The 11827-nt window shown below is 68.3% G+C and carries 10 protein-coding genes; 5 read left to right on the top strand and 5 right to left on the bottom strand.

Annotated elements, in window-relative coordinates:
* Nucleotides 1–22: 22 nt before the first annotated feature.
* Entirely contained in the window at nucleotides 23–817 is a 795-nt protein-coding gene (locus J2848_RS12025) for a transporter substrate-binding domain-containing protein (protein ID WP_149231229.1), read from the bottom strand.
* 230 nt (nucleotides 818–1047) lie between these two features.
* Between J2848_RS12025 and J2848_RS12020 the strand changes: the two genes are divergently transcribed.
* Nucleotides 1048–1932, top strand: coding sequence for a MurR/RpiR family transcriptional regulator (locus J2848_RS12020; RefSeq protein ID WP_246193828.1), 885 nt, complete (start codon nucleotides 1048–1050; stop codon nucleotides 1930–1932).
* A gap of 203 nt (nucleotides 1933–2135) precedes the next feature.
* Nucleotides 2136–3560, top strand: a complete 1425-nt coding sequence (pyk, locus tag J2848_RS12015) for a pyruvate kinase (protein WP_149231227.1) — start codon at nucleotides 2136–2138, stop codon at nucleotides 3558–3560.
* Between the two features lie 42 nt (nucleotides 3561–3602).
* On the opposite strand, the gene J2848_RS12010 is transcribed toward pyk, so the two are convergent.
* Together J2848_RS12010 and J2848_RS12005 are read right to left on the bottom strand one after the other, a co-directional pair.
* A complete protein-coding gene (locus J2848_RS12010; protein ID WP_149231226.1) occupies nucleotides 3603–4028 on the bottom strand; it encodes an Lrp/AsnC family transcriptional regulator in 426 nt (141 codons plus the stop codon).
* A 149-nt stretch (nucleotides 4029–4177) separates the two neighbouring features.
* Entirely contained in the window at nucleotides 4178–4663 is a 486-nt protein-coding gene (locus J2848_RS12005; RefSeq protein WP_246193827.1) for an acyl-CoA thioesterase, read from the bottom strand.
* Between the two features lie 438 nt (nucleotides 4664–5101).
* Between J2848_RS12005 and J2848_RS12000 the strand changes: the two genes are divergently transcribed.
* From J2848_RS12000 to J2848_RS11990, 3 genes are all read left to right on the top strand, one after another.
* The gene (locus tag J2848_RS12000; RefSeq protein WP_149231225.1) at nucleotides 5102–7345 is read left to right on the top strand and encodes a carbohydrate-binding domain-containing protein; all 2244 of its coding nucleotides are present in this window, start codon (nucleotides 5102–5104) and stop codon (nucleotides 7343–7345) included.
* A gap of 464 nt (nucleotides 7346–7809) precedes the next feature.
* The gene (locus tag J2848_RS11995; protein ID WP_149231224.1) at nucleotides 7810–8004 is read left to right on the top strand and encodes a hypothetical protein; all 195 of its coding nucleotides are present in this window, start codon (nucleotides 7810–7812) and stop codon (nucleotides 8002–8004) included.
* Nucleotides 8005–8131: 127 nt separating this feature from the next.
* Nucleotides 8132–9514, top strand: coding sequence for a chloride channel protein (locus J2848_RS11990; protein ID WP_149231223.1), 1383 nt, complete (start codon nucleotides 8132–8134; stop codon nucleotides 9512–9514).
* Between the two features lie 7 nt (nucleotides 9515–9521).
* On the opposite strand, the gene J2848_RS11985 is transcribed toward J2848_RS11990, so the two are convergent.
* Nucleotides 9522–10475, bottom strand: coding sequence for an aldo/keto reductase (locus J2848_RS11985; protein ID WP_149231222.1), 954 nt, complete (start codon nucleotides 10473–10475; stop codon nucleotides 9522–9524).
* Between the two features lie 41 nt (nucleotides 10476–10516).
* Complete coding sequence (locus J2848_RS11980; RefSeq protein WP_246193826.1) at nucleotides 10517–11749, bottom strand: MFS transporter; 1233 nt, start codon at nucleotides 11747–11749, stop codon at nucleotides 10517–10519.
* Between the last annotated feature and the right edge of the window lie 78 nt (nucleotides 11750–11827).

The raw sequence follows: 11827 nt of genomic DNA, 5'->3' as shown, positions 1-11827 counted from the left end.
GCCGGTGGAAAGGTGACGCGGATCACAGATCCTTCGGCAGCGGCGCGTGCAGCCACTTCTTGGCGATGTCGTTCAGCGAGCCGTCGTCCTTCGCCTTGGCGATGATGGCGTTGACCTTCTCCAGCAGCGGCCCCTCGTTCTTGTTCAGCCCGACGAAGCAGGGGGAATTCTTGATCAGGAACTTCAGGATCGGCTGGCGTGGCGGGTTGCGTTCGAAGATGGCGGCGGCCACGACGTTGCCGGTGGCGACCAGCTGCACCTGCCCCGACAGGAAGGCGGAGATGGTGCCGTTGTTGTCCTCGTAACGGCGGACGGTGACCTTGTCGGTGACGATCTTCGACAGCTCGATGTCCTCGACCGAGCCGCGGGTGACGCCGACGGTCTTGCCTTCCAGGTCTTCCGGCTTCTCGGCCTTGATGTCGTCGGGGCCGAAGACGCCGTTGAAGAAGGGGGCGTAGGCGGTGGAGAAATCGATGACCTTCTCGCGCTCGGCATTCTTGCCCAGGCTGGAGATCACCAGATCGACCTTGCCGGTGGTCAGGTAGGGGATGCGGTTGGTGCTGGTCACCGGCACCAGCTCCACCTTGGCGCCCATTTCCTTGGCGATCAGGGTGGCGGTGTCGATGTCGTAGCCGACCGGCTTCAGGTCGGTGCCGACCGAGCCGAAGGGCGGGAAGTCCTGCGGAACGGCGACGCGCAGCACCTTTTCCTTGGCGATGCGCTCCAGCGCGTCGGCTTTTGCATGGGTGGGGGCGAGCGCCCCGGCCAGAACCGCCGTGGCAAGGCCGAGAGCACCCAGAATCTTGGCGAACCGCATGGCACCTGATCTCCGAACCGAAAGACGATGAGCCTCCCTTTTCAAACCATGTGCCACTTTCGTCCTACGAATTCCGGTGCGGGCCAAAGGGCGGAAATGTTACGGTTATCCCGATTTCTGGCATATCTGTTACAGTTGTAACGTCACTTAAGCTGCGCTCAAGCTGTCCGTTTTTTGTGCAAACATCGAGATTACGAGGCGATCCGCCCATGAAACAGGCAGCAAAACAGATGGGAAAACAGGCAACCCAGGGGACGGAGACCGCCGACCCGTCACTGACCGCCCGCATCCGCGACCGCTACGGCGATCTCAGTCCTATGGAGCGGCAGCTCGCAGACGTGATCCTCGCCTGTCCGGGCGAACTGTCGGGCTATTCGGCGACCGAACTGGCCGGCCGGGCCGGCGTGTCGAAGATGACGGTGTCGCGTCTGGTCCGCCGCCTCGGCTATGCCGGCTTCGAGGAGGCGCGTCTGGCCGCCCGGCGCGGCGGCGATTGGGGTTCGCCCCTGTTCCTGCTGCCGCCCGGCGGCCCGGCGGCGGTTGTCGACGGCGATCCGGCGCCGCTGGAGGCGCATTTCCAGCGCAGTGCCGAGGCGCTCGCCGCCACTGCCCGCCAGACCGACCCGGCGATGCTGGCCCAGGCGGCCCGCGCGCTCGCCGACGCCCGGCGGATCTGGGTCTGCGGCGCGCGCAACAGCGCCTTCCTGGCCGGCTATGCCCGCTGGCAGTTCATCCAGGTCCGCGGCGAGGTCCACCAGCTGGCAGCCGCCGGCGAGACGATGGCGGAGACGCTGGCCGATCTCGGTCCTGACGACCTGCTGTTCCTGGTCGGCATCCGCCGCCGCCCGCCCGCCATCGTCCGCCTGCTGCACATCGCGGCGGAGCGCGGCATCCCCACCATCCTGATCGCCGACAGCCACTCGGCCCTGGAGGCCCCGCCGCCGCCGCTGACCTTCCGCTGCGAGACGCGCAGCCTCGCCGCGCTGGACACCCATGTCGCCGCGCTGGCGGTGATCCACGCGCTCGCCGCCGAACTGATCCCGCTGACCGGCGAGGCCGGCCGCGCCCGCATCCGCGCCATCGAGGATCTGCACGAACGGTTGGAAGAACTCTAAACCCGCGAGTTGCCTTGCTTTCCGGCGGCAATCGCGACACCCTGGTATGGCACGCGAACGGCCGACGGGCGTCCCGAAGGGGCTGCCCGCCCCGGCCGTTCGTGCTGCTGACCAGTCACCCCGCCGTCCTCCCAAGGTATCGCCGCCCTGCCGGCGCACCGGACGGCCCAGCCAAAGAGGACGGCCCCCGCGGCCGGAACCACATGCGCCGTCATCGCCGCGCCAAGATCGTCGCCACCGTCGGACCGGCCAGCAACTCGCCCGAGATGCTGAAAACCCTGTTCCTGGCCGGCGTCGACACCTTCCGGCTGAACTTCAGCCACGGCACCCACGACGACCACGCCAAGGTCCACCGCGCCATCCGCGAGCTGGAGGCCGAGGTCGGCCGCCCCGTCGGCATCCTTCAGGATCTCCAGGGTCCGAAGATCCGCGTCGGCACCATCCGCGACGGCAAGATCGCCGTCGCCACCGGCGAACAGATCCGCTTCGTGCTCCAGGGGACCGACGGCGACAAGCGCGCCATCCCGCTGCCGCACCCGGAAATCTTCGCCGCCATCATGCCGGGCCACCATCTGCTGATCGACGACGGCCGCGTCCGCGTCGAGGTGACCGAACTGGGCGACGACTGGATCGAGGCCAAGGTCGTCGTCGGCGGCACCATCTCCAACCGCAAGGGCGTCAATCTGCCGGGCACCATCCTGGACCTGTCACCCCTGACGGCCAAGGATCGCGCCGACCTCGCCTTCGGGCTGGAGCTGGGCGTCGACTGGGTCGCCATGTCCTTCGTCCAGAAGCCGGGCGACATCCTGGAAGGCCGCGGCCTGATCGGCGACCGCGCCGGCATCATGGCGAAGATCGAGAAGCCGCAGGCGCTGGAGAAGATCGACGACATCATCCGCCTGTCCGACGCGGTGATGGTGGCGCGCGGCGACCTCGGCGTCGAAATCCCGCACGAGGACGTCCCCGGCCGCCAGAAGGAGCTGGTGCGCGCCTGCCGCCTCGCGGTGAAGCCGGTGATCGTCGCCACCCAGATGCTCGATTCGATGGTCTCCGCCCCGACCCCGACGCGGGCCGAGGCGTCGGACGTGGCGACCGCCATCTATGACGGTGCCGACGCGGTGATGCTGTCGGCCGAATCGGCGTCCGGCCAGTATCCGGTCGAGGCGGTCGCCATGATGGACCGCATCATCCGCTCCACCGAGCAGCACAAGCTCTACCGCTCGCTGATCCAGGCGACCCATCCGGGCGAGGAGCACACGCCGCCGCACGCGGTGGCCGCCGCCGCCGCCGATCTGGCCGACACCCTGCATTCCTCGGCCATCGTCGCCTTCACCTCCAGCGGCACCACCGCGGCGCGCATCGCCCGCAAGCGGCCGGAGGTGCCGATCCTGGCGATCACCCCCGACACCGCGGTGTCGCGCCGGCTCTGCCTGCTGTGGGGCGCCCACAGCGTGCTGTCCGACGACATCCGCACCTACGAGGAGATGGTCGACCGCGCCATCGCCATCGGGCGGGCGGAGGAGCTGGCCGGCAAGACCGGCACCATGGTCGTCGTCGCCGGCATCCCCTTCGCCCAGGCCGGCACCACCAACAACCTGCGCGTCATCCACATGGACGGCAAGGCGTAAGGGCGGGCAGGGCTTCCCCCATCCCTTACCGGATGGGGGAAGCTATCGTTCCATCTTCGTCGACAGCACGATCGACGACATCGTCCGCTCGACCCCCGGCAGGCGGCCGATGGTGTCGAGGGCCGCGTCCATCGCGTCGTGGGTTTCGGTGCCGACGGTGGCGCACAGGTCGTATTGGCCGCTGATGCTGTGCAGCCGGATCACCTCCGGCATCTTGCGCAGGGCATGCACGGCACGGTCGGCCAGCTTGGCACTCACGCTGATCATCACCAGCGCCGTCACCCCGCGCCGCGGCGCCGGCTCGCCCAGCTTCACCGTATAGCCGGAAATCACGCCCTGCCGCTCCAGCCGGGCGATGCGGTCCTGCACGGTCGAGCGCGACAGCCCCAGCGCACGGCCCAGCGCCGCCGTGCTGGTGCGCGCGTTCACCGTCAACAGGTCGATCAGCCGGCGGTCGAGGTCGTCCATGGAGGTCCGTCACACAGAATCCCCTCTCCCCCCGGGGAGAGGGTTAGGGTGAGGGGGTCGCGTAGCAGAATTTTTCGGGAAAGGCACGCAGTGCATCCCCCTCACCCCGCCCCTCTCCCCAGGGGGAGAGGGGGTAAATGCGCAAGGTGTCAGCCCGCGCAGCCCGCCTGATAGCGTTCCATGGCCGCCCGGATGTCCTCCGGGATCGGCACCGCGGCGAAATCGTCGAGCGAGGTGGTGACCAGAGTCAGGCTGCCCGACAGCCGCACCTGCCCCTCATGCTCGCCGTTGATGCGCAGTTGGAGGGAACTGCGGCCCAGCCGCTCCAGCAGGACGCCGAGCGTCAGCGTGTCGCCCATCCGGCTGGGGATCACGAAGTCGCACTCGGCATGCACGATCGGCAGGCCCAGGCGCCGTTGCAGGATCATCGTCGCATAATCGATGTCCAGCCCCTGGGTGAACCAGTCCTCCACCGCACCGTTGAACATGTCGAAATAGACCGGGAAATAGACGATGCCGGCCGGGTCGCAGTGGGAAAAGCGAATGGGCCGCTGCATCCGGAAACAGCCCGCCGGCAGGGGCCGATGGCTGGGATGGTCGTCGGGGCGGCGCGTCCGCTCGCTGTACTCGTGCATCTCTCGGTCAATCCTTGTTCCGCTCCGCTCGCCGGTCATATGGAGCCCATATGGGATGCCCGGTGCCTCGCGGTCGCCGCGTCTCGTTCCGGCGGCAAACAGTTGTGGCTATTCCAAACAATCCGGGAAAAGCACCTTTCGTTCAACGGCTTCCTTCATCAATAGGGGAAATCCGCAAGTTTCGTACCCCGCGCTGTTGCGGAAATGCTGCACTGCAATCACGACAATGACCCGAATCGCGCTCCAGCCCCGATAGCCACAATTTGTCGCAGATTCCGCCGGTTTTAGCGTAAACATCACACAAAGATCCCGCCACCCCTCGCCATCCTGCGTCCCGCATCCGGGTTCAGGCCCAAAACGGACATCAGGCCCCGAAAGCCGGCCGCCCCCAAGGGGCGGCCAAGGCTGACGGGCACATCAGGCGAGGACACCGAACCGATGGCCACTTCCGCTACCAAGATCGTCGTGAACGCCCTGGGCAAGGCCGCAGGCGGCGTGAACGCCCATTTCACCCTGCTGGTCGACGGCCAGAAGGTGGGCGAGGGCACCGCCGGCACGACGGCGAAGGATTTCGTCTTCACCCCCGTGCTGACGTCCGACGTCGCGCACAAGGTGCAGATCAAGTACGACAACGACGCCATCATCAGCGGGCAGGACCGCAGCCTGACCGTCAACAGCATCAGCATCGGCGGCAAGACGATCGCGCCGACCGCCGGCATCGTCAGCTACGACAAGGGCGCGCTCGACGGCAAGGACGTCGTCGCCGGCCAGTCGAACCTGTGGTGGAACGGCACGCTGGTCGTCACTGCCGACAAGAGCTATTTCCCCGCCACCGTCACCGCGACCCCCGCCAGCGGCAAGGACACCATCGTGGTGAACGCCTCCGGCACCCCGGCGGGCGGCGTCAACGCCCACTTCAAGGTGCTGGTCGACGGCAAGCAGATCGGCGAGGGCACCGCCGGCACCGCCGCGAAGAATTTCAGCTTCACCACCGACGTCGCCGACCGCGTGGCGCACAAGGTGCAGGTCCAGTACGACAACGACGCCGTCGTCAACGGCCAGGACCGCAGCCTGACCGTCAACAGCATCTCCATCAACGGCCACAGCTATGCCCCGACCAGCAGCGCCGTCAGCTATGACAAGGGTGCGCTCGACGGCAAGGACGTGATCGCCGGCCAGAAGGGGATGTGGTGGAACGGCACGCTGGTGGTGAACGCCCCGGCCTCCGACTTCCCGGCCGGCACCACGACCACCACCCCGACCACGCCCACGACGCCGACCACGCCCACCACCCCGACCGGCCCGGCCTTCTACGTCGCCACCAACGGCAAGGACAGCTGGTCGGGCAAGCTGGCCGCTCCGAACGCCGACGGCACCGACGGCCCCTTCGCCTCTCTCCAGAAGGCGCAAGCCGCGATGCGCGCCGACCCCAACATCGACACCACCTACATCCGTGGCGGTGACTACCACCAGAATGGTCTGTGGCTCGACGGCCAGGACTCCGGCGTCACCTTCGCCGGCTACGGCAGCGAGAAGGCGGTGATCCACGGCAGCTCCTCGGCCACGGTGTCCTTCGGCCTGGGCGGCGCCAAGAACGTCACCATCGAGGGCCTGACCTTCGCCGACGGCGTCGTCGGCGGGCATTACGTCTATGCCGACAACGCGGCCGGCCTGACCTTCGCCAACAACGCCGTGAAGGGCGGCGGCTACGGCATCACGGTGCAGAACAGCGCCAACAGCAAGGTCACCGGCAACCAGTTCGACAGCACCGGTGCGGAGTCCATCTTCGTCAAGGCCGGCTCCAACGCCACGGTTGTGTCCGACAACCTGATCCGGCACCCGAACGCCGCCGACCGCGGCGACGCCGGCATCTGGATCAACGGCAGCTCCGACGTCAAGGTCACCCACAACCAGATCGAGAACTCGCCGGAGAAGGCGATTGCCGTCGGCTCGGTCCAGACGGACGGCAGCGACGCGTCCTACCGGGTGACCATCGCCAACAACAAGGTGATCAACGCCAACCTGGAATCGAACGACGGCGGCGGCATCTACCTGATCAACCGCCAGCAGGATCTGGCCAACCACACCGTCATCAACAACGACGTGTCCGGAACCACCGCGACCAACCCGTCCAGCAGCGTGGCGAGCTGGGGCATCTATCTCGACGACTGGACCAGCGGCACCACGGTGAAGGGCAACGTCGTCCACGACAACATCGGCGGCGTCTTCCTGCATGGCGGCTGGAACAACACGGTCACCGAGAATGTCATCGCCGGCAACAGCGGCGCCCAGATCGGCCTCCAGCAGGATGTCGCCTGGAGCGGCTGGAAAGGCCACACGATGACCAGCAACGACATCTCCGGCAACGTCATCGACGTGCGCGAGGGCACGGCCGTCCACATCTACGGCCCGGCCAATGTCGGCAACCTCCACAACAACTTCTACAGCAGCCTGAACACCGCCGAGAAGGAGTTCGATGCCTGGCCGCAGGTGATGTCGAGCGGCGCCTGGGGCACCCTGGCGAACTGGCAGGCCGCCGGCTACGACAAGGGCTCGGTGATCCTGAACCCGGCCTTCGTCAATCCGGGTGCCGACGATTTCAGCCTGGCGTCGAACTCGCCGGTCTACGGCATGGGCTTCGACCATATCCCCTACACCGACATCGGCCTGCTGCACGCGTAACCCTCTCCCCCCACGACGAGATCCCCTCTCCCCCCCCGGGGAGAGGGTTAGGGTGAGGGGGCGCGCGGCGAGGATTTTCAAGAACCGCGCAGTCCCCATTCGCCACCAAATCCACCTTGTGCATCCCCCTCACCCCGGCCCTCTCCCCGGGGGGGAGAGGGGGATCTTACCCTCGCCGCGGTATCTATCACCTGCGGCCGATAAGAGTCCGGCTGGAACCTTGGGGTGGGCGGGGCGTTATGGCTTTCGAAAAGTCGCCCGATCCGACACCGGGCGTATCTTGAAGTGAAGACCGACCACCCCAACCTGTCAATCGTCATGCCGCCCCAGCCTTCCAAAAGGAACGCGGGCGTCATCCTGAGAAACACACCGGATGACCCGCCCGCGACGCATCGTCTGCATGGGTGGCATGCCGCAGGTCTGTCCGGCATCCGGCCGGCGGCCAGCCAATATAAGAGGAAACCATGGATCGTCGTGAATTCTGGATGAAGGACCCGGAGCTGAAGGCCGCCTACGAGGCTCTCGGCCCCAATTTCCGCCGCGAGGTGGAGCAGGCGCAGGCGCGCCGCAGCCAGCGCACCCTCCAGGGCGCCGCCATCGCCTCGCGCGGCAGCCGTTCCGCCTCAAAGCCCAACCCGGTGAGCGTCGTCCGCCGCTGACGCCTTACTCTTCGCACGTGATCGCACCAGATCTGTGTGACCGCGGCTGGCTCTGTGGAGCAAGACGGACCTAAACTCGGCATTCCGCCGTTCCATCGGTTCGTTTCCCCCGCTCCCGGCCTAGCAAATGCCCTCCGCCAACCGTCCGCACCACCCGTTGCGCCATCGGCTGCCCAATCGGCTGCGCATCCCCCGCCATGTCTGGATGTCGCCCAGGAACTGGCGTCGGCGCCTGCTGTTCTGGTCCGGTGCCGGCGTGGTCGGGCTGGTCGCCGTCCTGTTCGCCCGCGCCGCCGACTACGCCCAGCAGCTGTTCCGGCTGGCGGAGGCGGCATCGCCCTGGCTGCCCTTCCTGCTGACCCCGCTGGGGCTGGCCTTTTCGGCCTGGGTGGCGCTGCGGGTGGTGCCGGGATCGCAGGGCAGCGGCATTCCCCAGGCCATCGCCGCCCGCCATGTCCAGGATCCGGCGGCCAAGCGCCGGCTGCTGTCGCCGCGCATCGCCGTCGGCAAGATCCTGCTGACCCTGGTCGGGCTGGCCTGCGGCGCCTCCATCGGGCGGGAAGGGCCGACGGTGCAGGTCGGCGCCTCGATCATGCTGATGGCCGGCTCCATCGCCGGGCTGGGGCGGGAGCCGGGACTGATCCTGGCCGGCGGAGCGGCCGGCGTCGCCGCCGCCTTCAACACGCCGCTGGCCGGCATCGTCTTCGCCATCGAGGAGATGGCCCGCAGTTTCGAAAGGCGGACCAGCGGCCTCGTGCTGGTGGCGGTGGTGGCGGCCGGTCTGGTCGCCGTCGCCCTGCTCGGCAACTACGCCTATTTCGGCCATACCGCCGCCTCGGCCAGCTGGCAGGACTGGAAGGCGGTGCTGGCGACCGGCCTCGTCGGCGGACTGGCCGGCGGCGGGTTCAGCAGCCTGCTGCTGTGGCTGTCGCGCTGGATCCGCTGCGGCCTGGGCGGACGGCTGGCCCGCCACCCGGTTCTCATCGCGCTCGGCTGCGGCCTCGCCCTGGCCGTCATCGGCGCCGCCACCGGCGGCCTGACCTTCGGCACCGGCTATGAACAGGCCCGCGCCGTGCTCGACGGGGTGGAGACGCTGCCCTGGTACTATGCCCCGGCAAAGCTGCTGGCGACCGCCCTGTCGGGCATCTGCGGCATTCCCGGCGGCATCTTCTCCCCCTCGCTGTCGGTGGGGGCGGGCATCGGCTCGATCGTCGGCGGGCTGCTGCCGGATACCTCGCTGGAGGCTGTGGTGCTGCTGTCGATGGTCTCCTATTTCGCCGGGGTGGTACAGGCGCCGCTGACCGCCGTCGTCATCGTCACGGAGATGAGCGCCTCGCCCGACATGCTGCTGCCGCTGATGCTGAGCGCAGCCCTCGCCACCACCCTGTCGCGGCTGGTCTGCCCGCACTCGGTCTACCACGCCATGGCCGACACTTTCCTGGCGGTGCTGCGAAGCGACGAGGCCGGCAAGCCGGCCCCGTCCAAAGCGGCGGCGATCCCGTCGCCGTGACCAGACCTCAATAAGCGCTCGCCCGGTCCAACCGCGCGATGTCGTCGGCCTCCAGCCGCAGCCTTGCGGCGGCAATCAGGTCGCCCATCTGCTCCGGCTTCGACGCGCTGGCGATCGGCGCGGTCAGGCCGGGCCGCGCGATCAGCCAGGCGATGGCAACCTGCGACGGCGTCGCCCCATGCCGGCCGGCAACCTCGTCCAGCGCCGCCAGAATCGCCCGGCCACGCTCGTTCAGGTATTTCGACACCACCCCGTTGCCGCGGGCACTCTTGCCGGCATCCCCGGCCGAACGGTACTTGCCGGTCAGGAAGCCGGCGGCCAGCGAATAGTAGTTGATGACGCCCAGCCCATTCTCCCGGCAAATCCCCTCCAGCTCCGCCTCATAGCCCTGGCGGCTGTAGAGGTTGTATTCCGGCTGCAGGGTCTCGTAGCGGGGCAGGCCGGTGCGGGCGCTGACCTCCAGCGCCTCGCGCAGGCGCGGCGCCGTCAGGTTGGACGCACCGATGGCCCGGACCTTGCCCTGGTCGATCAGCTCCTTGTAGGTGCCGAGCGTGTCCTCGAACGGGGTTTCGGGATCGTCCCAATGGGACTGGTAGAGGTCGATGCGGTCGGTCTGGAGCCGCTTCAGCGAATCCTCCACCGCGGTGCGGATCCAGGCGGGGGACAGCCCCTTCTTCCCCGGCCCCATCTCCGACCCGACCTTGGTCGCCAGGACGATGCGGTCGCGGTTGCCGCGGCTCTTCATCCATTTGCCGATGATCGTCTCGGACTCGCCGCCCTGGTTGCCGGGCGCCCAGGCCGAATAGACGTCGGCGGTGTCGATGAAGTTGAACCCGGCATCGACGAAGGCGTCGAGCAGCCGGAAGGAGGTGGCCTCGTCGGCGGTCCAGCCGAACACGTTGCCGCCGAAGCAGAGCGGGGACACCGTCAGGCCGCTATGGCCAAGCGGGCGTTGATCCATTGCATCGTCTCCTTTGCAGGTCGTCCTGTGAAGATCACCGGTCAGGCGGCGGGCCGCCCGCGGAATTCGGTCAGGTAGAACAGCAGGCCGATGGCGGGAAAGGCGAAGCCGATCCAGGTCACCGGCGCCCAGCCGCCGACGGCGAAGGCATAGCCGGCGAGCGCCGAGCCGGCGGCACCGCCCAGGAAGAAGATCGCCATATAGATGGCGTTCATCCGGCTGCGAGTCTCCGCCCCCAGCGAATAGATGGCGCGCTGTCCCAGTACCATGTTCATCTGCACGCCCATATCGAGCAGCAGCCCGGCCAGCACCAGCAGCGCGATGGAGCCCTCTCCCGCCCGCGCCACGAAGAAGGACAGCGCCGCCATCGCCAGCGCGAAGCCGGTCGCCGGCCGGGTCCAGCCGCGGTCGGCGATCCGCCCGGCGATCGGCGCCACCAAGGCCCCCGCCGCCCCCGACAGGGCGAACAGCGCGATGCCGCGCTGGCTGAGATGGAAGGGCGCCCCCGCCAGCAGCAGCGGGACGGAGGTCCAGTAGAGGCTGAAGGCGGCGAACATCATGGTCTGGTAGACGGTCCGCCGTTGCAGCACCGGGGTCCGCACCAGCAGCCGTCCGAGCGAGCCGAGCAGGACACCGTAACTGGACCGGCTCGTCGGCCGCCGCTGCGGCAGCACCCGCCACAGCAGCACGGCGAAACCGACCATCACCAGCGCCGACAGGCCGAACACCGCCCGCCAGCCCAGGCTGTCGGCGATCAGGCTCGACACCGGCCGGGCCAGCAGGATGCCCAGCAGCAGCCCGCTCATCACATTGCCGACCACCTGCCCGCGCGAGGCCTCCGGCGCCATATGGGCGGCCAGCGGCACCAGCATCTGCACGGCGACGGAGGTGACGCCGATCAGGAAGGCCGCCGCCAGGAACAGCGACGCGGTGGGGGCGACCGCCGCCACCAGCAGGGCCGCCACCGTGCTGGACAGCGTCACCACCACCAGCCGCCGGTTCTCCAGCAAATCGCCCAGCGGCACCAGCAGCACCAGCCCGGCGCCATAGCCGACCTGGGTCAGGGTGACGACGAGGCTGGCGGTCTCCGGCGACAGCCCGACCGCCGGGCCGATCAGCCCGACCAGCGGCTGGGCGTAGTAGATGTTGGCGACCACCACCCCGCAGGCCAGCGCCATCAGCAGGACGAGCGAGCGGGACAGCGCCGGGTGGGCGGCGTCTTCGACAGGAAGGGGGGCGGCGGTGGGCGGCATCGCGCGGTCCTGTGCGGTCATGACGGTTCGGAACGGTGACGGAACAGCGCGCAGCCTATGTCGGCACCTGCGGCCGGCACATCGGTCAATTGCGCCGCC

Source organism: Azospirillum lipoferum, from assembly GCF_024170005.1.
Lineage (GTDB): Bacteria > Pseudomonadota > Alphaproteobacteria > Azospirillales > Azospirillaceae > Azospirillum > Azospirillum lipoferum.
This window is presented reverse-complemented; position numbering and strand designations above follow the sequence as displayed.